This is a genomic window from Kibdelosporangium philippinense, assembly GCF_021390435.2.
In the GTDB taxonomy this organism is placed as follows: Bacteria; Actinomycetota; Actinomycetes; order Mycobacteriales; family Pseudonocardiaceae; genus Kibdelosporangium; species Kibdelosporangium philippinense.
In genome coordinates, this window is record NZ_JAJVCN010000001.1 from 3774614 (window position 1) to 3796259 (window position 21646).

Annotated in this window: 14 protein-coding genes and 1 pseudogene; 8 read left to right on the top strand and 7 right to left on the bottom strand. The window is 64.8% G+C overall.

Features of this window, described 5'->3' with window-relative positions:
- Positions 1–27: 27 nt before the first annotated feature.
- From LWC34_RS17440 to LWC34_RS17455, 4 genes and pseudogenes are all read right to left on the bottom strand, one after another.
- Positions 28–510: pseudogene (locus tag LWC34_RS17440) on the bottom strand (PLP-dependent transferase); the annotation flags it as partial.
- Positions 503–1654 (bottom strand): cysteine desulfurase family protein, encoded by a 1152-nt coding sequence (locus LWC34_RS17445; RefSeq protein ID WP_233726091.1) that lies wholly within the window; start codon positions 1652–1654, stop codon positions 503–505. The pseudogene LWC34_RS17440 and the gene LWC34_RS17445, both read right to left, overlap by 8 nt.
- Complete coding sequence (locus LWC34_RS17450; protein WP_233726092.1) at positions 1651–2874, bottom strand: MFS transporter; 1224 nt, start codon at positions 2872–2874, stop codon at positions 1651–1653. The genes LWC34_RS17445 and LWC34_RS17450 overlap by 4 nt, the downstream gene beginning before the upstream one ends.
- Positions 2871–4229: an MBL fold metallo-hydrolase gene (locus LWC34_RS17455; protein WP_233726093.1), complete on the bottom strand. Its 1359-nt coding sequence runs from the start codon at positions 4227–4229 to the stop codon at positions 2871–2873. Before LWC34_RS17455 ends, LWC34_RS17450 begins: the two co-directional genes overlap by 4 nt.
- 55 nt (positions 4230–4284) lie before the next feature.
- Here LWC34_RS17455 and LWC34_RS17460 point away from each other — a divergent pair, with 55 nt between their 5' ends.
- The 5 genes from LWC34_RS17460 to LWC34_RS17480 all read left to right on the top strand — a co-directional run bounded on the left by LWC34_RS17460 (position 4285) and on the right by LWC34_RS17480 (position 7519).
- Entirely contained in the window at positions 4285–4938 is a 654-nt protein-coding gene (locus tag LWC34_RS17460; protein WP_233726464.1) for an ArsR/SmtB family transcription factor, read from the top strand.
- A gap of 130 nt (positions 4939–5068) precedes the next feature.
- Positions 5069–5488, top strand: coding sequence for an RNA polymerase sigma factor (locus tag LWC34_RS17465; RefSeq protein WP_233726094.1), 420 nt, complete (start codon positions 5069–5071; stop codon positions 5486–5488).
- 4 nt (positions 5489–5492) lie between these two features.
- Positions 5493–6176, top strand: a complete 684-nt coding sequence (locus LWC34_RS17470; protein ID WP_233726095.1) for an arsenate reductase/protein-tyrosine-phosphatase family protein — start codon at positions 5493–5495, stop codon at positions 6174–6176.
- Positions 6169–6816 (top strand): arsenate reductase ArsC, encoded by a 648-nt coding sequence (locus LWC34_RS17475; protein WP_233726096.1) that lies wholly within the window; start codon positions 6169–6171, stop codon positions 6814–6816. Before LWC34_RS17470 ends, LWC34_RS17475 begins: the two co-directional genes overlap by 8 nt.
- Positions 6797–7519 carry an MIP/aquaporin family protein gene (locus LWC34_RS17480; RefSeq protein ID WP_233726097.1) on the top strand — a complete coding sequence of 241 codons (723 nt, stop codon included), beginning with the start codon at positions 6797–6799 and terminating at the stop codon, positions 7517–7519. The genes LWC34_RS17475 and LWC34_RS17480 overlap by 20 nt, the downstream gene beginning before the upstream one ends.
- On the opposite strand, the gene LWC34_RS17485 is transcribed toward LWC34_RS17480, so the two are convergent.
- Positions 7491–8807: an FAD-dependent oxidoreductase gene (locus LWC34_RS17485; protein WP_233726098.1), complete on the bottom strand. Its 1317-nt coding sequence runs from the start codon at positions 8805–8807 to the stop codon at positions 7491–7493. The two genes, LWC34_RS17480 and LWC34_RS17485, sit on opposite strands and share 29 nt — an antisense overlap.
- A 96-nt stretch (positions 8808–8903) precedes the next feature.
- Here LWC34_RS17485 and LWC34_RS17490 point away from each other — a divergent pair, with 96 nt between their 5' ends.
- The 3 genes from LWC34_RS17490 to LWC34_RS17500 all read left to right on the top strand — a co-directional run bounded on the left by LWC34_RS17490 (position 8904) and on the right by LWC34_RS17500 (position 12243).
- A complete protein-coding gene (locus LWC34_RS17490) occupies positions 8904–9737 on the top strand; it encodes a helix-turn-helix domain-containing GNAT family N-acetyltransferase (RefSeq protein WP_233726099.1) in 834 nt (277 codons plus the stop codon).
- Between the two features lie 919 nt (positions 9738–10656).
- A complete protein-coding gene (locus tag LWC34_RS17495) occupies positions 10657–11637 on the top strand; it encodes a lysophospholipid acyltransferase family protein (protein ID WP_233726100.1) in 981 nt (326 codons plus the stop codon).
- 456 nt (positions 11638–12093) lie between these two features.
- A complete protein-coding gene (locus LWC34_RS17500; RefSeq protein ID WP_233726101.1) occupies positions 12094–12243 on the top strand; it encodes a hypothetical protein in 150 nt (49 codons plus the stop codon).
- A gap of 29 nt (positions 12244–12272) precedes the next feature.
- On the opposite strand, the gene LWC34_RS17505 is transcribed toward LWC34_RS17500, so the two are convergent.
- The gene (locus tag LWC34_RS17505) at positions 12273–12971 is read right to left on the bottom strand and encodes a pentapeptide repeat-containing protein (protein ID WP_233726102.1); all 699 of its coding nucleotides are present in this window, start codon (positions 12969–12971) and stop codon (positions 12273–12275) included.
- 11 nt (positions 12972–12982) lie between these two features.
- A complete protein-coding gene (locus LWC34_RS17510) occupies positions 12983–21547 on the bottom strand; it encodes a golvesin C-terminal-like domain-containing protein (RefSeq protein WP_233726465.1) in 8565 nt (2854 codons plus the stop codon).
- Between the last annotated feature and the right edge of the window lie 99 nt (positions 21548–21646).

A 21646-nucleotide genomic window follows, 5' to 3' on the forward strand; every position in this document is an offset into this window, starting at 1 on the left:
GGTGATGTCGAAGACGTCCAGATTGGGATTGGTCGGGGTTTCGAAGAACACGATCCTGGTGCGATCGCTGGGGACGTCAGGCAACCGGTCGACCGCACCGGCGGTCAGGAAGGTCGTCTCGATGCCGAGCCGGGGCAGGTTCTCCCCGAGTAGTTCGAAAGTGCCACCGTGGACATCGCCAAGACACACGATGTGCTCGCCGGTCTTGATGTGGGACAAGAAGATCGCGGCCTCAGCGGCCATACCGGAGCCGAACGCCAGCGCGGCCTCGGCGTCCTCGAGGTCGGCGAGTTTGCGTTCCAGGGAACGGATGGTCGGATTGAGGCCGTAGCGGGTGTAGAGGTTGCCTTCGCGGCGACCTTCCACGACGTCGAGCAGGTCGGCGGTGGAGTCGAAGGCGAACGTGGAGTGCCCGTAGAGCGGTGGTTGGATGGCTCCTTGCGGGTCGCGGACGTCTCCGGCGTGCACGCACCGGGTGGACAAGCCTGGTCGCTGTCGCGGCTCAGTCATCAATACCTGCTTCCTGTGTGAGGGAGGTCGTGATCAGGTGTGTGGCACGGTCGACGTCCTCCGCAGTACTCCAACGCCCGAGCGAGAGTCGAACCGCGGACAGGCTCCGTGGGACTGACAAGCCCATTGCCGTCAACACTGGTGAGGGCTCGTAGTTGCCGGTGTGACAAGCGGAACCGGTCGATGCCGCGATGCCTGGTGTCGCAGCGAGCAGATCGTGGCCGGTCACGCCGCGGATGCTGATGTTGAGCGTGTTCGGCAGCCGGGCTTCCACGGGTCCATTGAGCAACACCCGGTTGGGTAGCCGTGCGGCGAGTTGGTCGTGCAGACGGTCACGTAGGCGTTGGAGACGGTAATGGTCTTCTGCGGCGGCAAGTTCGGCCGCGGCGCCCAGCGCGACGGTGAGGGCGACGTTTTCAGTTCCTGCTCGTAGTCCATGTTCCTGCCCACCGCCGTACACCAACGGTTCGAGCCTCACACCGGGTCGCATGTAGAGCGCGCCGATGCCTTTGGGGGCGTACATTTTGTGCCCGACCAGAGTGAGCAGGTCCACGCCGAGCGCGGTCACATCGAGCGGGATCTTCCCGGCCGCTTGTGCGGCGTCGCAATGGAACACCGCGCCGTGCTGGTGGGTGATGCGGGCAAGTTCGGGGATCGGTTGCAGAGCACCGGTTTCGTTGTTGGCGGCCATGATCGATACCAACACAGTGCGTTCGGTGAACGCGGCGGCCAGCGCCGCCGGATCGACAACCCCGTCGTCGCTGACAGGCAGGTAAGTCATTTCTGTGCCGTGCCAGCGTTGCAGGGCTCGGCACGTCTCCAGCACCGCGGGATGCTCGGTCTGCTGCGTGATCACGTGCGGTCGATCGGTTGCGGCGGCCAAGACCGTGCCGCGGATGGCGAGGTTGTCGGCTTCCGAGCCAGAGCCGGTGAACACAACCTGTCCATCAGACGCCTGTATCAGCGCGACGATCTGTTCGCGAGCGCGCTGTAAAGCGGCTCGCGGGCCGGCGCCGTAGTGGTGATCGCTGGACGGATTGCCGAACTCGCCCGTGAGATACGGCAGCATCGCTTCAGTGACAGCGGGATCGACCGGAGTCGTGGCGTTGTCGTCGAGGTAGATCGGTCCACTGGGGACGGTCACGATGCGCCCTTCGGATGGGTTTCGTACATGCGGACAGCCACGACAAGACCGGAGGCCGCGGTGATGGCGGCGACACCCCACACTGCGGCGCGCAAGCCCCACAGATCAGCGACGACGCCGGAAACAATGGCGCCGACAGCGAAACCGCCATCACGCCATAGCCGGTATACCCCGACCGCGCGGGCGCGCCAGGACGGGTGGGCGACGTCGCCGATCACGGCGAGCAGCGTCGGATAGACCATGGCAGTGCCCGCGCCGAGCAGCACAGTCGCGATCGCCCAAAGACCGAACGTGTCGGCAAGAGCGATCAACGCGAGAGCGGCGCCCTGAGTGAGCATGCCCGTGGTGATCAGGTGTTTGCGCCCCCACCGGTCGGATAGCGGTCCAGTCACGAGTTGCCCGAGCCCCCACACTGCCGGGTACAGCGCGGTGAGGATGCCCATGTCCGTAATGGACAGTCCGGCTGTGACGAACAGGATGGGGAACAGACCCATCGCCAGGCCATCGTTGAGGTTGTTGACCATTCCGGCCTGGCTGGCCGCGGACAACGCGGGTTCGCGCAAGCTGGTGTAACCAACGATCTCGCGATTGGTCATGTCAGCGCCAGTGGCATGGCCGCGGGCTTCGAGTCGTGCATGCTCGCGCGTCTCACGCACGAAGAACACGGTCAGCCCGAGACCGAGCGCGACATAGGCGGCGCCAAGGAGGAACGGCGCTGGCCGCAGGCCGTAGCGGGCGGCGAGATAGCCCGTGGCCGCGGCAGTGATCGCGACGGCGGCGTACCCGGCGGCTTCGTTGAGGCCCATCGCGAGGCCGCGGCGGTCCGGTCCGGCGAGGTCGATCTTCATGATGACAGTCGTGGACCAGGTCAGTCCCTGGTTGATGCCGAGCAGCACGTTGGCGGCGACGATCCAGCCCCAGTTCGGCGCCCAGATCAGCATCAATGGCACCGGGATCGCGACCAGCCAGCCCACCAGCAGCACGGGTTTGCGGCCGTAGCGGTCCGACCAAGTACCGGCGAAGTAGTTGGTCGCAGCCTTGGTGATGCCGAACGCGAGCACGTAGGTCAACAGCCCGGTATAGGCGGTCAGCTGGAACGTCTGCTCCGCCAGCAGCGGCAGGACGTTGCGTTCCTGCCCAAGCACTCCGCCGACGAGCGCGTTGACCGCGACCAGAAGACTGAACTGGGCAAGATTCGCCCGCAGCCCCAATGTGGTCATACGCCGGTTTCCAGGGAACGACCGGTCACGCGCGCCCAGTCGTCAGGACCGCCTTCAAGCACCGCGAGGTCGCGATGTCCGGCCTGTTCGAGCAGGCTGGCCGCGCCCATGGCGCGCTCGCCGTGCCCGCACATCACCACCGTGGGCTCGCGCGTCAACTCCTCGGCACGGTCGGCGACCTCGCCGAGTTCGATGTGGACGGCACCGGGAAGGTGGCCACCGGCGAATTCCGCTGTCTGCCGGATATCCAGCACCTGCTCGCCGTTCATCTCCTCCGCGTGCACAAGACGCGTGCTGGCCATGGGGTGTCCGGCGGCAATCCACGCATCCAGCCCACCAGCCACCTCCCCCGCGAGGTTGGAGTAGCCGATCTTGGCCGCCTGCCACGCCACCTCGGCCGGATCTTGACCAGCCCCACGCAGAACGATCAACGGGCGGTCGTGCGGAGCGAGCCACCCCAGCCAGGAGGCGAACACGGGCCGCAGCGGGATGGAGATCGCGCCGGGCACGTGCGCGGCGGCGAACTCCGGCACCGGGCGGACGTCGACCATGCGCGCGCCCTCAGCCAGCAGCGCGCGCGCCGCAGCGACGTCCAACGCACGCAACGCAGGGTCTTCGAACACGTCCGGGCCTTGACGATTCACTCCACCCAGCCGCAGGAAGTACGGCGGGAAACTGCCAAGCGAACCCAGCAGCGCGTCGACGAAAGCATCCTCACTGTCCGCGCGCAGCAAGGGGTTGGTGGCCTTCTCCCGCCCGATGGTGCTGGTGCGATCGGCACCGGGAGGAGCCGAGCAGAACGACCCGGCGCCGTGCGTCGGCCACACCTCGACCTCGTCCGCCAGCATGGAAAGTCGTTGCAAGGAAGCGTATTGCTGACGTGCGAGCTCCTCGGTCCGGTCCAGGGAAACAAGATCGGTGCGGGCGGCGCCACCCACGATCAGCGACCCACCAGTGAAGACTCCGACCGGTGTCTGGCCGTCCAGCAAGAGGAACGACACGTGTTCATGGGTGTGCCCCGGCGTGGCCAGAACCCGCAGCCGCAGCCCGCCAAGGTCGACCTCGTCCTCGTCCCGTAGCCCGGTATGCGCGAACTCACGGTGCCCAGCCGCCGACGCCAGGATCTGGGTGCCTTCGGTCGAAGCGAGCTGACGCGCGCCGGAGAGGAAATCGGCGTGCAGGTGCGTGTCGGCCGCGAACGCCAGTTTCAGTCCTCGCCGCCGCGCGACCTCCCGCGTGGCACGCAAGTCAACGCTAACGTCGACCACCAGCGCCCGCCCATCACCCAGGTCCACCAGGTACGCGGAATTGCCCAGCCCCTCGTCGACGAGCGGAACAAGATCAACGGCAGCCATCGGTCAGCCTCCTCGCATCCCGTCCTACACTATTCCACAGATGATTGGAGAAGTAATGGGTAGCCGAGACGCGAAGACAGCATTGTTCGACCAGTTCGCACGCGTGGGCAAGGCCCTGGCCAGCGGAAAGCGGCTGGAACTGCTGGATCTCCTCGCACAGGGCGAACGCACGGTCGACGCGCTGGCGAAAGCCGCCGATCTCGGATTGACCACGGCCTCATCGCACCTGCAGACACTCAAGCAGGCCAACCTGGTCGCTACGCGCCGGGAAGGCACCAAGATCTTCTACCGCCTCGCCGGTGCGGATGTCGCTGCCCTGTACGCGCTCGTCCGTACGGTCGCCCACGATCACCTGCCGGACGTCGAAGCGGCCCGCACCGCCTACCTCGGCCAGGACACCGAGCAGGTGACCCGAACCGAACTGCTGCGCCGCGCCGAATCGGGCGAGGTGGTCGTGCTCGACGTCCGCCCGCACGAGGAATACCAGGCCGGGCACATCCCCGGCGCGATCTCCATCCCGGTCGAGGAACTGGCCGACCGGCTCGCCGAGATCCCAGCCGATCAGGAGATCGTCGCGTACTGCCGCGGCGCGTACTGCGTGTTCGCCTACAACGCGGTCCGCCTGCTCACCGCCGCAGGCCGACCGGCCGTACGGTTGGCCGACGGCATGCTCGAATGGCGCCTCGCCGACCTGCCAGTAGCCACCTGACCGAATTTTCTCAGCGCAGGTGTCAGATCCGGCGTACCGGTGTTCGTCTTCTGGGTAAGGAGGTGTTCGAGCATGAAGTACGTGCTGATGTTCTGCGAGACCCGAACAGTGGGAGAAAGCCTGGGAAGCGATGGATCAGGCCGAGCGCGAGGCCGGATTCGCCAAGGTACAGGACTGGCTGACCCAATACGCCGACAAGATCACGCACAACCGCAAGCTCGCCAGTGCACAGACCGCGACCACTGTGCGACTCAGTGATGGTGGCGACCCGATCGTCATCGGGGGTGTTCCCGAGCGTCCGGACGCGTGGTTGTTCACCGTGGCCAGGCGCCGTGGCCTGGACGTGCTGCGCCGTGAGGCCCGCTATCGCGACAAGCTCGCCCAGTTGCAGTGGCCGGTGGCGCCCGAGCCGGACGACCGCAGCCGAACGCATCGGCCGCGCCATCGCAGGCATCATCGAAGCCGCACGCATCGACTAGTCCGCAGGTACTGCTCGGTACATCGGCGCCACAGATCCTTGACTCGGGCAAACTTACTCAATTATCATTGAGTCAATGAACATTGAGTGGTCTCCGGGGCTAGTAGAGCGAGCGCGGCTGCACGCAGCGCTCGGCGAACCGGCTCGGCTGGCGATTGTGGACCTGCTCGCGCTGGGCGACGCATCGCCAAGCGAGCTGGGACAAGCACTGGGGCTGCCGAGCAATCTGCTGGCCCATCACGTGAAAACACTGGAACAGGCCGGCGCCGTGGAACGATCCCGGTCCGAGGGCGATCACCGTCGGACGTATCTACGGCTTCGTGTTCTTCATGACCTGGCACCCACCGGCGCTCGAGAAGCGTCACGAGTGGTGTTCGTCTGCACGCACAACTCCGCGCGTTCGCAACTCGCCGCAGCGTTGTGGACACGACGTAGTCACGTCCCCGCGGCTTCCGCCGGGACCGCCCCCACCAGCCGAATACACCCGCTGACGGTGGCGACGGCACGCGACCACGGGTTGTCGCTGGCCAGGGCTCGCACCGCGCACGTCAACGACGTGCTCCGCCCGGACGACCTGGTGGTAGCGGTCTGCGACAACGCACACGAAGAACTCACCGACGGGCAACGGCTGCATTGGTCGGTCCCTGATCCTGCCAAGCCTGGCACCGGCGAGGCCTTCGAACGCGCCTTCCACGACCTTGCCGAGCGCGTCGAGCGGCTCGCACCCGCAGTACACCCCTTGGGAGACGACGATGACTGAGACCCATGACCTGAGCATCGATCAACGCCTCGCCCTGCGCACCGCCGCCAGCCGACTGCGCGAACAGTTCAACGGCGTGTTCGGTGCGGAGACCATCGAACTGTTCCTGCACTCCAGCTACGACCAGTTCGCCTCGCGCAGCACCATCCCCAACTTCCTGCCCCTGCTGGCCGAACGGTTCGCCCGGCAACGCCTGCAAGCACTGGCCAAAGTGGAAGGACACATCCAGGACGGCAAACCGATCGTGCTGTTCCTGTGCGTGCACAACGCCGGACGCAGCCAGATGGCCCTCGGCCTCTTCCAACACCTGGCCGGCGACGGCGCAGTCGCCTGGTCGGGCGGTTCCGAACCTGGCTACGAGATCAACCCATCGGCGATCGCGGCGATGACCGAACGCGGGATCGACATCTCCAAGGAATTTCCCAAGCCCTGGACACAGGAGATCGTGCAAGCCGCGGACGTCGTGATCACGATGGGCTGCGGCGACGCCTGCCCGGTCTTCCCCGGCAAGCGCTACCTCGACTGGCAACTCGACGACCCAGCGGGCAAGAGCGTCGAGGACGTTCGCCCGGTGCGCGACGAGATCGAACGCCGTGTCCGCACCCTGCTCGAGGAGCTGAATGTCCCCGCGCTCCACTGAGCCGCTGGCCCGCCCGGTCCTTGCCGAGTTGCTGGGCAGCACGCTGCTCACCGCGGTCGTGATCGGGTCAGGTATCGCCGCGCAACGCCTGTCCCCCAACGATGTCGGCCTGCAACTGCTGGAAAACGCCGCCGCCACCGCAGCCGGGCTGTACGCGTTGATCCTGATCTTCGGCCCGGTCAGCGGTGCACACTTCAACCCCGTCGTGACCTTGGTCGACGCCGTGCTCGGCGGCTCATCCTGGCGCCGCTTCGCGGCCTACGTCCCAGCGCAGATCGTCGGGTGCATCGCGGGTGCGGTGCTGGCCAACGTACTGTTCTCCACCGACCCCGTCAGCATCAGTACCACCGAACGCGCCACGTTCGCGCACGGTGTTTCCGAGGTCGTCGCCACCGTTGGCCTGTTGCTGGTGATCTTCTCGCTGGTCCGCACGGGCCGCGCCGATCGAGCGCCGGCCGCGGTCGGCGCGTACATCGGCGCGGCGTACTTCTTCACCAGTTCGACCAGCTTCGCCAACCCCGCGATCAGCATCGGCCGGATCTTCAGCGACACCTTCGCCGGCATCGCCCCGTCCTCGGTGCCTGTCTTCATGCTCGCCCAATTCGTCGGAACGGGCGTCGCGATCGGACTGGTACGAGTGCTGTATCCCAATAGCAGAGCCGATACAGCGAGTTCTAGCCCGCAGCGCCAACCGACAAAGTGATCGGTTGCGCGCCAACCGGGCCACAGCAACCGCCGCGAGCGTTCCCGGCAGGCTGGTCGAACACGCCAGCCCCGCCACACACACCGGTCTCTGGTAGCACCAACTCCACGCGCTCCGCCGAAGCCTGATCACCCGCGATCGCCGCGACAACGCTGCGTACCTGCTCGTAGCCAGTCATCGCAAGGAAGGTCGGCGCCCGGCCATAGCTCTTCATCCCAACCAGGAACACATTCGGCTCCGGATGGCTGAGCTCCTTGACACCGTGCGGGTACACCGTGCCGCACGAATGCACGTTCGGGTCGATCAACGGCGCCAGCGCGACAGGCGCCTGCAACGTCGCGTCCAACTCCAGCCGCAACTCTGAAAGCCACGACAAGTCCGGTCGGAATCCAGTCAGGACAACGACTTCGTCCACTGGATCAAGCCGATGCCCGTCCTGCGAGGTCAACACCAGGCCAGCCGCTGACTGCTCCACCTTGTCCGTCCGGAAGCCCGTCACCGTCTCGACATAGCCAGCGCGAGCCTGCGCTTGGGCCAGCTGCCCCAAGGCACCACGCGCCGGAAGCTGATCCGCATCCCCGCCGCCGAACACGTTCCCCACCGCACCACGTCGCAACAACCACACAACCTTCGTTTCCGGCTCCTGCTCCGCCAGCTGACCCAATGTCACCAGTGCGGTGAGCGCCGAATGCCCGCTGCCCGCGACAGCGATCCGCTTGCCCGCATACCGCGCGCGGACATCCACATCGGACAGATCCGGCACTCGATACGTGATCCGCTCCGCCGCCGCGGCCTCGCCCACCGCAGGCAGACCATCGCCACCCAACGGATTCGGCGTCGACCACGTCCCCGACGCATCGATCACCGCGCGAGCGGAGATCCGCTCGTCGCCCGCGTGCACGGTCAACGGCTCGGTATCCCGGCCCGCATCCACCACCCGGTCACGACCCCGCCGCGCAACACCGGTGACGAGGGTGTCGAACCGCACCCGGTCGCCCAAGGCCTTGGCCAACGGCTGCAGGTACAACTCCGCCCACTCCCGACCCGTCGGATAGCGCTCCGGATCCGGACGCTGCCAGCCAGTGGACTCCAACAGCCGGGCAGCCGCCGGGTCGACCAACTCTGACCAGGACGAGAACAACCGAACGTGACGCCACTGAGCCACGGCGGCGCCCGCGACCGGCCCTGCTTCCAGTACCAACGATTCCAACCCGCGCTCGGCAAGATGCGCCGCCGCAGCCAAACCAGCAGGCCCAGCCCCCACAACCACCACCGGCAAGTGCTCCACGAGAACCTCCTTTTATCGACGAACATCGATACAACGACGCAATGTATCGACCGGGGTCGATTGACGCAACCATCGATCACCATCGATACTGAGCGCATGACGACGCTGGAAGTCCCGGTGCTGCCTGAGCAGGAAGCCACCACCTACGCCAGTTGGTTCGCCTGCCTGGCCGAGCCGACCCGAGTTCGGCTACTGCACACAGTGGCGACTTCGGCAGGGGCCGTGACCGTCGGCGACCTGACCGAGGCGTTGGGTATCAGCCAGTCGACTTGCTCGCATCACGTGCGCAAGCTCGCCGAAGTCGGCTTCCTGCAGATCCGCAAAGCGGGCACGGCCACCCTGATCTCGGTCAACCCTGCCTGCTGCACCGGGCTGCCCCACGCGGCCGACGCGGTGATGGGCATCCTCGCGCCACGCCCGTGCTGCCCGACCGATGTCCCCGCAGACGTCACCATCCGGGCGCTCCAACCGTCAGACTGGGCCGCGGTACGTCGCATCTACGCCGAAGGCATCGCCACCGGCAACGCGACCTTCGAAACTGATGTCCCCAGCCGAAAATCCCTGGAAGCAAAATGGTTGCCAGACCACCGCTGGGTCGCCGAGGTCAACGGCCACGTCGCAGGCTGGGCCGCCCTCACGCCAGTGTCCACACGCGAGTGTTACTCCGGCGTCGCCGAAAACTCCATCTACGTCGGCGAGAACTACCGCAGCCGAGGCGTCGGCAAAGCCCTGATCCGCCACCAAGTCTGCGCCGCCGACGACGCGGGCCTCTGGACCTTGCAAACCTCAATCTTCCCCGAGAACCGGGCCAGCCTCGCCCTGCACCACTCCGCAGGCTTCCGCACCCTTGGCGTACGCGAACGCATCGCACAGCACCACGGCAAGTGGCGCGACACCGTCTTCATCGAACGCAGAAACACCACCGTCTAACGCAAGACGCTGCGGAAGACGACGATCGATCCAGCGAAGCACTCGGCCCAGCGCGCCACGGTTATGCCATCCTTTGCTGATCACCGCTGCACGGAGTCCTCGAATCCCGCTGCGCAACCGTGCCGCCAGTGATGGGTGGAGCTCGTCATAACGCTGGACCACACGGCGTTGCAGCCATCGCGCGCACTCCAGGCACACCCCAACCTCCGGATGCAGCCCCAGCCGAAGCAATCCCGGCTCCGGATGCTCGGCACCGCAGCACCAGCACGACCCGCTCGATGTCCTGTCCTGCCCAGATTGCACGCTCACCCAGTCTCACCTCCTACCGAGGACCGCTCAATGGACGATCATAGGCTGCTGGTACGAATCGCGACCTGGCGTCGGACGTCACTGGTGGCGAGAAAGGCAGCTTGCTCAACAGAGCATTGAACCTGCGCGCCCTTGACAGGCCCCGGCTCCTTCAGGGATGACCTGCGGAAATATACGTTCCTGACACGTCCTAAAAGGCCAGTGCACCCCCGGACCTGTCTCCCGTCTTGGTACGAGCCAGGCGGCGTGCAGCCGTCAGCGTATGTGTCGCGTGACAGCCCCCTTGGCCGTTATCCGCATCTGGCCGGTATGCGCCTCGGCTCGGTGTTGTAGGCCTGGACCACCGTGGCATTCCTCCGCACGTCACAAACGCCACAAGCGAGGAGGAGCTATGCCCCTTACCTGCGAACTTCCGTTCTCAGATCCAGTTCTTGAACTACGGCCGGGTCGTGGGCACCACCCCGCTGAAGCAAGACTTCGGCCTCACCCCCGAGATAGAGCGCCCGCCGGGCATTCGACGACCACGCCCACGGGCTGCGACCGGTGATCCACCCGGCGCGCCTGACCGACCTGGAGAACAGGATCCGCCGAACTGATGGGTGAACGGCAAATGCAGAAAACACAAGTGATTCCCCTGCGCGGCCCCGACCAAAGACGCCGGCTGGCGAACGGTCGCACGGTCGCGCCGCCAGCCACAGACTCGCGCCCCCCAGTCGAACCGACCCCGCTGCGCCCCCAGCCCGAACCGACCAACCTGCGACAAGGCCTGGCCAGCGCGCTCGGGTTCGTCCGCAAGCGCCTGACCGGCGACTACACGATCGACGAGTTCGGCTTTGACAAGCAGCTGACGGACAGTCTGCTGATGCCGCCGCTGCGCGTGGTCTACGAGAAGTGGTTCCGCGTGGAGGCCCGTGGCACCGAGAACCTGCCAGTCGACGGCGGAGCCCTGGTGGTGTCGAACCACTCGGGGACGTTGCCGTGGGACGCGATGATGACCGCGATCGCGGTGCACGACAACACTCCTGACAACCGGCACCTGCGGATGCTCTGCGCGGACCTGGTGTTCCAGACCCCGCTGCTCGGCGAACTGGCGCGCAAGACCGGCCAGACCCTGGCCTGCACCGCGGACGCCCTGCGGCTGCTGAGCTCCGGCGAGCTCGTCGGCGTCTGGCCGGAGGGCTTCAAGGGCATCGGCAAGCCGTTCAAGGACCGCTACAAGCTGCAACGCTTCGGCCGCGGCGGTTTCGTGGCGGTCGCGCTGCGCACCGGCGTGCCGATCATCCCGGTCTCGGTGGTCGGCGCGGAGGAGATCTACCCGAAGACCGGCGACCTCAAGCCGTTGGCCCGGCTGCTCGGACTGCCGTACTTTCCCGTGACGCCAACATTTCCGTTGCTGGGCCCGATCGGCATGATCCCCCTGCCGTCGAAGTGGTACATCGAGTTCGGCGAGCCGATCCGAACCGACAAGCACGACTCGGCCGACGCGAACAACCTCGCGGTGGTCCGCACCCGGACCGACCAGGTCCGCGACACCATCCAGCAGACGCTCAACCGCCTGCTGTCACAGCGCCGAGGCGTCTTCCGCCCCTGAGATGGCCGTAGAGCGCCGAACCTCCGAGGTCGGCCACAGCAGCACGACGGTCTACCGACACGAGATCTTGGTGTTGCGGCACCAGATCGCACTGCTGCGACGGCAACTCGGAGACACCAAGGTGCGGTTCAGTCCAACCGACAGAGTGTTACTCGCCGCGCTCCTGCATCGACTGCCACATCAGACCTTTCACAGACTCCGCCTGCTAGTGCCTGTTTTAGAAGTTGATCTAGATTTGAAACGATCTCAGCCCCTCCAACGGTTGCAGGCCGTGCGGCGATTGGACCGTATCGCGGAGCAAGTGGTGGATGCCGGAGGTGAACCGGGCCTTGAAGCTGGTCAAACAAAGCGAAACCGTGCTGTTCGGCGACGCGTAAGCGGGATCCCCGCGGTTAGGCGAAGCTACGCGACACCCGGCCGCAGCTCGCTGCGGAGCTCAGCAAAGTGGAGATGGGCTTGACCGAGGCCGACCTGTACTCCGACATGAAGGCTCGGAGATCTGGCTACGGCATCGTCCTGCCGTTGTTCCAGTTGCGCTACAACGGATCAGCCCACGACTGGGGTTTCGCCATCTACCGCGCCACTCAACGACCACCGCATGGCTGAACCCCCGACGAACTCACCGGTCGTGACTACTAGGGTGTCGACAACAGGGCGCCCAGCCGGTCCGCGGCGGCCCCGAGAAACTCCCTGTTGACGAAGAGATCACGCTGACCGCCTGCCACATCCGAGCCGAGGACGCCCAACAGGATCCGAGCGTTCTTCCGGAGTTCTTCTTCCGGCCACGCTTCCACATCCTCGGCCACCCTGGCCAGCACATCGCTGGCATCGCGCACGATCAGGTACTCCGGACCTTCGGGCAGCCGCTGCAGATCCAGGTCGATCCCGCCCCGGAAGGCCGTATCCTCCAGCCGTGCGCCGGAGAAATCATTGCCGTGGTATTCGTTTTTGTCACGGCCGAGGTTCGTGGTGTTCGACGGCTGCGCCGAGAAGATGGCCTTACGGATACGCCCGGTGAATGTACAGTCGACGAACTGCGCCTCATGACAGAAGAAGTTACGCAACCGCACGTCCCGGAACGAGCAGTTCACGAACGTCCCACGCCCGGGCATCAAATCCTTCGCAACGCACCGGTCGAAAAGGCACTCCACGAACGTGCTCGTCTCGTAGCCACCACCGATGCTGCCACCGGTGAACTTCGCCCGGCTGAAATCGCAGCGTGTCAGCCTGCTGCCGTTCGCGATCGACACGTGCTTCAGGTCGCGCCCGGAGAAATCGGCCCCATCCAGCTCGACGCCGTGCAGCACCAGCTGATCTGCGGGAACTCCAGTCATCGAGCCTCCTGTCACCGGGTACCGCCACCCTTGACTCCTGGAATTCCCGGCATTTTACCTGGACTCTTGTAGAGCACGTACGTGGCCTTGCTGTACTGCCCCTTCTTGTCCGTGTGCGCCTTGTAGGCGGCTTTGCTCGTCAGCTCGACCTTCTTGTGGTCCTCGGTCTTCAAGTCCGTGAAGTCCGGCCCATTACTGGCGTTATAGTGGAAGCGTCCAGGATAAGTGGCTTGCAGTTCCGCGTTGACCGCCCGATGAATGGCCGTGCCGAGTTGCCCGCGAGCAAACTTGTAGTAGCCGCTTGCCACATTTTTCTCGTACAGCGCCCGCTCGCCCGGTGAAAGCCGGTCGAGAACCTTCTCGAAGCCCTTGCCGCCGTCCAGCACCCGCTCGGTCGCTTCTCTCACCAGCCTGGTCGACTCGTCTTCATCCTCCTGCCCCTCAGGAAGGCTGACGCTGACCAGTTCGACGACCGTGGACTGCATCATGATGTGCTCGTTGGCCTTCAGGCAGTCCGCGGCACCCACGCGCTCGCAGAACCGTGCCGCCACTTCGTGTTCCGCCCAGGCCCGGACGTGGTGGTCGGCGGGCAGGCTGGTGTCCGCGAGCGTATTGGGGACCCACGGCTGCTTGGCACCGACGTCGGCGACTGCCTTCTCGTACTCTTCGCGCCAGTTCTTCTCGCGGCGCGCTTGCTCGGTGTCCTGTTCGGCTTGTGCCTGCTGCTGCGGTGACTGTTCACGGCACGCGTCGCCGGAGTATCCGCATTCGTACTCGTACGGATCGATGTGGCCGTCCAGTTCGATCCGGTTGACCGGGTTGCCGTGGGCGAACGCGTACCGGTTGCCGGTCCACGGGTCCGTGATCAGGCCGAGGTCTGCCAGAGCGCCGTTGTAGTTGTCGCGGCTGAGGAAGCTGTTACGGCCGGGGCTGTAGTTCCGGAAGCCCATGTCGTAGTCGCCGGTGGAGCTGTCCCAGCGTTTGCCGTTGAAGCGATACGGGTTGTACGCCTCCTTCGTGGGATTCTGGGGTTCCGGCTTGTCGATCCCGGTGAAGCTCTCGGTGTCGTTGTTGCCGTACGCCGTGTAACCGTAAGTCGCCTTCGTCGCTCCTTGGGAGTCGGTCAGGGTTTCGACATCGGTGTGCGAGTTGTAGCCGTAGTAGCCGTTTTCCTTGCTGCCGTCCTGCTTGTGGACGACCTGGGACAGCCGCTCACCGGCCGGGCTGTACTGATAGGACTTGTCGAGCTTGCCTTCCAGCTCCTCGGTGAGGACCTCATCGGACAGACCGAGGTAGGTGAAGGCCGTCTGCTTGTCGCCCTCGGTCCGCGCCACAGTTCGATCCATCGGGTCGTAGACGTACCGGGTGGTGATCCTCTCGTTGGCAGTTCCCGGTTTGAGCTTCTGTTGTTCGGCAACGCGGTCGAAGCCGTCGTAGCGGTACTTCTCCGCGACCTTCCCCGCCGTGGTCACCTTGTCCAGGCGGCCAAACGGGTCGTAGGCGTGGACGCTGGTGGTCTGGTCGGTCCTCGACGTCACCAGGCGGTTGCGGTCGTAGCTGAACGCGGTGGTCGTGCCGTCCAGCGTCTGGTCCACCACGTTGTTGTTCGCGTCGTGCACATAGGACTCGGTTTCGAGTACCTTGCCGCCCGGCTCGGCCTTGGTGACCGTCCGGACGCGCTCGCGCGGGTCGTAGACATAGGTGTGCACGAAGTCGAGGTAGGCCGAGTTGTTGTCGGCGTTCATGGTCTTGGCGGCATCGCGGATACGTTGCCCGTTGGCGTCATAGGACAGCGTGTGTTCGCTGACCAGGACGTCGCCTGCCTTCTTCTCCACGCTGGAGCGGCGAAGTTGGTCAAGGCCGTAGGTGTATGTGACGACGTTGCCGTTGGCCTTGGTCTCGACGTGCTTCTGTCCGCGTGGTGTGTAGGCGTACGAGGTCGACTGTGCCGTGCCGCCAGTATCCGTGTTCGTGACCTTCGAAATCAGGTCGCGGACGTCGTAGTCGTATGTCGAGCTTTGGGCGTCGTGCTTCTGCGTTTTGGGGTTGCCGTTGGGGTCATAGGTGTAGGAGGTGGTCTTCTTGACCACTCCGGCAAGCTTTTCCTCGATCTTCGCAAGCTGGTTCAACCCGGTGTAGCCGATGGCGTAACTGTCCACTGTGGCGCCCGGACTGCCGTCGGCCATCTCGACGAGGTTGTCGTTCGGGTCGTAGACGTAGCCGAACTTCTTCTGCTCGTTGTCTGCCTCGCCGGAGGCGTCCCGGACAAGCTTGACCGCGTCAGCAACGACTGTGCCGTCGGCGTTGTCGGTCAGCGTCACCGGGCGAATCTGGTCCTCGGTGTACGCGTACTTGCCAAGACTCACCCACTGTCCAGGTTGGACGGTCTGGTCCACCGTCTTGGTGGTGCTGCCGCCGTCGTGCTGGATGGTGTACGAGGCATTGGTCGCGGTGGCGGTCCGGTTGTAGCGGACGAAGAGGTCGTACGTCCCGTTACGGGGAACGTCGATGTTCCAGGTCGCGGTGTCGCTACCGGCGCCGGAGTTGTGGTGCCGGTAGTCGTAGCCCTCGTGGTCCTGACCGTTGCCCGCCGTCGCCCAGGTTCCGGTGAACACGGCAGCGGGGTCGGAGTTGTCGACGACGAGAGTGTCCTTGCCGACTGGTATGCCATCGTCCAACCTGGACATCAGCTTGCCGTCCGGGTAGTACTCCCATTTCATGGTCCGGGTGGCCGAACCACCCGCGGCAGCGACAGTTCGCTCCTTCTGACCGCCAAGGTCGTCGTACTTGTAGGACGTGGTGATGTTCCACGGATCGGTACTCGTGCGTACCCAGCCGTTGTCGAAGTAGCCGACGCGGGTTATGTTGCGGATCGTCTGGCCCTGTGACGGCGGAGTGCTGACCTCTGCGAGGTTTCCGACCTCGTCATAGGCGTACGTGGTCTTGTCCGGTGTCTTGACGCGGATGTCGTCCCTGTCGAAGGGCGTGAGTTCCTCGACGACACGGTTGAGCTTGTCGTAGACGGTCACCTGGGCGAAGTCGTCCAGGTCGTCGGCTGTGTCCACACCACGCGGACTGATGATCCTGGTGTTGTTGCCGACCTCGTCGTACTCGTATCGGGTCCTGCTGTAGACGACGTTGCCCTGATTGTCCTTCTCACGGGGAACCGACAGTTCTTCGAGATCACCGCGAGCGTCGAGTTTCGCGAAGCTGGTGTTGTTCTCCTCGTCGGTCGACTCGATCGTGTTGCCGTCACGGTCGTACTTCTGGCTCGCCGTGTGGCCAAGCGCGTCGGTCGACGTCCTGATCTGGTGTGACAGGTCGTAGGTGAACCTGGTGGTGAAGTCGTTCGGATCCGCGGTCGTGTTCTTGATCGGGTCGGCAATCGAGACGAGGTTGCCGACGTTGTCGTAGGCATAGGTGGTCTTGTTCCGGTCCGCGTCCACTGTGGCGCTGATCCGGTTGAGCGCGTCGTATTCGTGGATCGTGGTGTAGTCGTCGGGTTGTGGGGTGAGAGTGCCCTTGGGTTCGGTCTGACGGATGAGATTGCCGACGTTGTCGTACACGAACGAACTGACCTTCACAGGGCCCTGCGGACTGTCCTTCGGCGCGTTGGTCGAAGTGACCTGGTCGACCTCGTTGTAGGTCGCAGTGCCGACCGCGCGATTCGCGGCGGTGTGCTTGATGACGTTGTCGTTGGCGTCATACTCGGCACCTGGCGTAAGGATGTACTGACCAGCGTCGGCGTCAAGCGGCACCTTCGAGGTGAGCGGCCTGCCATAGAGGTCATACGTGTATTCCGTGACCTTCTTGCGCGCGTCGACAGTCCTCAGGACGTTGCCGAGCACGTCGTACTGGATCAGGGAGTCGCGGCCGTACGCGTCGGTGGTCTTGCGCGGGTAGCCGGTGCCGTCGTAGTCGCCGTAGGTCGTGGTGTTCTCGTTCGCGTCGGCCGCTTTGACCAGATGGCCGAAATCGTCATAGGTGTAAGTGCTCGTGTAGTCCCATTCGGTCGGGGTGGACGTGCCCTTGGGATCCGTGACAGCGACAAGGTTTCCGCGGCCGTCATAGGTGAACAGCCATTTGCGGCCTTCTGGGCTGGTCTTCTCGGTCAGTTCCGCGACATGGCCGTTCAGACCGGTGTTGTAGCCGAGTTTCGTGGGAGGTGTGTTGGCAGCGTTGGCTTCCGCGTCGCGGATCTCGGTCGGGTAACCGGTCTTCGGGTCGTAGACCCATGTGGTGACGGCCTTGTTGCCGTCTTCAGCCATCCGCCGGACGCTGTTGTCGGCGTCCCATGTCAGCTCGGTACGTTCGTTCTTGGCGTTCGTCAGCACTGTGGGACGGCCGAATCCGTCGATGCGGGCCTTCGAGGAATGCTGATTGGCGTCCGTGACAACGGATTCGATGTCCGACCCACGGTCGCCGTCGGGGTCAAGGTAGTCGAAGCCGGTGTTCTTCTGCCGTCGATCGGTCAGCGTGCTGACCTTCCACTTGCGCGCGGCGTCGCTGTGGTAGGCCAATCCCGTCGAGTTGCCGCGTGGATCACTGACGGATACCAGCTTGGTGCTCTTGTCCAGCAGGGTGTCGTTGTAGAAGAAGGTGAAGACCTTCTTCTTGTCGGTCCCCGCACCGTCGGTTATCTCCTGCAGCAGCCCTCGGTCGCTGTAGACGAGCTCGAGCCGACGGCCCGAGAGGTCCACAATGGCCTTGAGCTGGTTGGTGATCTTGCCGTTGGTCAGGTTCGACCCAGTGGTCTTCCGGTTGCCGGAGAAGTACTCGTAGGACTGGTCACCGCGCTGGTAGTACTCGAGTTCCAGCGTCCTTCTGCCGGTGGCGTCCGTGATGTACTTCAGGACTCCGGTGTTGCGCCGGGTGATGCCAGATCGTTCGTAGGTGAAGGTGAGTTCGTTACCGTTCTTGTCGATGGTCGCGGTCTGGTAGCCGTCCGAGTCGAAGAGAAACTGCGTGCGGTCCGGACGAGTCATGACCCAGGTCCGGGTCTTGTCATCCCCGCCCGCTCTACGCAGGTACAGATGCACGCCTGCAGGCTTGTCGTAGTCCCAGAGCCGCTGATCGGCGCTGTTGTGCTTGTTCAGCTCGAACGTGTGCGCGGTGCCGTCGCCGTCGACCAACTGGATCTTGCCCGGAGGTCCGGGGCCGGACCGGTCGGTGTTCCGGAACTCCAGTGGCGTGCCCACCCGCATGACCGTCGAGGTGGACAGCGACCAGCCGTAGCCGATGTAGGAGTTGGACGTGTCCTGGCTGTTGTACGTCATCCGCAGGAACGACGAAGGACCGCGGCCGGGGATGGTCAGTGCGTCGTAGCCGTATACCGCGTTGCCGGAGTACTGATTGACCACCACACTCGATCCGGCGCCCGCGCTGTTACCCGCGTACTGATAGAACTTCTCCAGCCCCAACTGGTTCGAGGTGGGATCCTCCACGGTGACGTTCTGTGTGAGTGGCGGCATCTTGGTCGTCTCCGACAACCATTTTCCGGTGGTCTTGTTTCGCAGGTCCCACTTCAACACGAACGACTCACGCTTGTTGCCCTGGTCGGTGCGTATGGGTGTCTTCACCCGGGCCGACAGTGTCGCGACGTCGTCCGGTGGCAGGTCACGCGGCAATGGAGTGTCGACTCGGTTGCCTGAGTCGGTGTAGTCCGTGCCGTCGGCCAATTCCCAGTGGTATGACAGCACCCAGTCCCTCATGGACAAACCAAGACCGGTGGTGTTGGTGACGGTGACCGCAACCGTGTACTCGTCACCCGGGATCATCCGGTTCGGTGTGGTAGGGGCGTAGTAGGTCGACTCGGCTGTCTGCTCGGTGTAGACGACCACCAACCGTGGCCGCAGCTCAGGCTCGGCTGCCTCGCTGGACAGCAACAGTGTCCGCTCTGCCGGGCTGGTCTCGTTGGCCAGCTTGACCAGCGCGCCGCGATTGGACGTTGGGTCGTTCACCCACCGCTGGGCCAGGTCCCGGGCCTTCCAGATCTGCCACTTCGGGTCGTTGGTGACACCGGTGACTGTGCCTGAGACAGCCGGCTCGAAGTCGCCACCCGGTGTCGTCCATGCGGCCGAACCGCTGGCCCGGTTCCACGATCCGGTGGTCTCGTCGAACGTTTTGGTCAACCCGTGCAGTTCGTACACGCCCTTGCCGACCGGACTGTCCGAAATGGATGTGAATCCCCACATACTGATCTCGGCATCAACCACCCGCGCCCCGACTGGGACACCGGCCAGGCTGCCGAAGCGCACGACTGGCCGCGACACACCGAACGTCGCGCTGCTGTTGCCCGCCATCAGCCAGGGTTCGCCAGTCAAGGCGTCGTGACCGGCGTCGGGCTGTTTCGCCGTGAGCGTCGTGTCAGTGGCGTCCCCCTGCACGATCTTCACCACACGGCCGGCTTTGGGCAGGCGTACCAACTGGGTCTGTGAGGGGATCAGCGAACCGTCCCGCGTCTTGACCGCGACGACGTAGTAGAAGGCGTTTCCGAACGGCTGCGGGTCGTCCGCCGCGGTCGGCTCGGCTGTGGTGTCCGTATAGGTGGTCACGCTTGGCTTCGCGGGCGCGACCAATGTGGCGGCCGAGGGGGTGAACCGCTGGTGGATGCTGCGGTGCACCTGGTACTCGACGATGTCGTTACCCGCGTACGGAGTCCATTTCAGGTCCGCGCCGGTGGCCCGGATCGTGGTCGGAGCCGCGAGGCTGGCACCGGGCTTGCCATAAGTCAGCAGCAGTTTCGGGGTGTGCGCTGTCTCGCCGTTGTAGGCGTATTCAGCCGCCTCGTAACGAGGTCCGCCCTTGCCGAGTGTCTCGTCAACAGCCTTGAGCAGGAACCCATTGTTCGGCTGGGTGCCTGCCAGCCAGTCCTGCACGGTGCTGCGGACGCTGAAGCTGTGCCAAACGTTGGCCTTGTTGGCTTTCTTGACCTGCACACCCGGCTTGGTCAACCGCACGGCGTCGGCGACGACGGCCTTGTTGGACACGTCACCCAGTACGATCTTGTGCGCGGTCCCAGCGCTGAACGTCCACGACCCCAACGACTTCCACGCGCCGTTGGTCTGGTCTACGGTCACCGTCTGCTGGCCGCCTGCGTGGTGCACCGTGTACGGCGCGTTGGCCGCACGATCCGCGCCTGCGACGTAGTGCGCTTCAACCTGGTATTCCCCCGGCTCGGTCAGGTGCGGTACCCAGGTGAAACTCTCGCCTGTGGCGGCGTTGCGGTTGACCCGGTAACTTCGGTTGACTGCCCGGTCAGCGTCTCCTGTGTCGGTGACCGGCCACTGCCCGCTGACCGCGGTCTTGCCTGTGTCGGCGTTGTCCACGAGTTCCTGGTTCTGGCCCGTCTCAGCGAATCCGTTGTTCACCGAGTTCCAGGTCGCGGTGCTCTCGTTCCACGGCACTGTGACCCGACGTGCCTCGATCGGGACGTCGTTGGCGCCGGTGGTGTGGTCCTGGTCGTAGTACACCTGCAACTGCGCCGAATCCAGTTGCGTACCGGCCGGAATCCCGGCCAGGTCGAACTTCAGCAGGCTGCGTGCGCTGCCCGCGCCGGTAGTACCCACCGACAGCCGCCATGAGCCGTCGTGGTTACGGTCCGGCTCGTCGGACGTGACCATCACGTCCTGTGCCTGTGTCGCGGTCGGCTGGATCTTGATGGTCGGATCGATCACTACCGGGTATTCCCGTTCCGGTGCCCGCAGCCATGCCATGTCCGCGGCGACCGTGATGGTGAACCGGTTGCCGTCCGGCTTGATCGTCTGGGTGACCTTGCCACTCCATGCCTTGCCGTACGGTGAGTTCGCGTCGTCCCTGGCGTCGATCATGAACGGCTTCGGCATCACGAACACCGGGCCGCCCTCGCCGTCGGGTCGCAGGAACGCGATGGAGCCGTCCTCGCGTTGCCGCGGTTGCACACCGGCAAGATCGAGCGTGAAGGTGTACACCGCGTCCGCAGGCGGCTTGTCCAGGACGACCTTTTCCTTCAACGCGTCCGGCGTCACCTGGTAGGCGACATCCGCCTCGCCGAACACGTCGGGATACGTGACGGAATCCCCTTGTACCCTCGGTTCGGCCACAGTGGACTTCCCTGCCGCGCCAAGCCGGAGTTCCCGTCCACCGAGCCGGAACGTCGCCAGCCGGTCGGTACTGGAGCCGAACATGCTCGTGAACATGTTGCGCTCGTTGACGTACGCGTACCCCGCACCGGTGGCGGCCTTGCTGATCCGGGTGTCGATCTCCTGCCATTGGCCGGCGGCGTCGCGATAGTGCACCGGGCGTGCGGCCACCTCCATCTGCCTGCGCCCGTCGGCCAGCGCGAACTCCTTGACCGTGGCGGTTCGCCGGTCCACCCGCTCACGTTTGACGTCGTCCGGGAGCGCCGCCCCTGTCGGCGCCGCCGACAGCCGGGGAATCGCGTCTTCCGGTCCCGGTGGAGTCGCGGCGACCTCGGGCTGCGGCGCGGTCGCGCCTGCCGGTGCAGGTGCCTGCGCTGTCGCAATTCCCGGTTGAACGATGCCGACGAAAAGCGCAATAACCAGTGCATAGGAAATGAGCGCGCGAGACTTAATCATGATCGTCAAAGCCCCCCCTTTGACTGGCGCACATGACGCCCTACGACCACGACGCTACAACCGGCGTAACGCTGTTCGTATCGTCCGTTCAGCCGATTC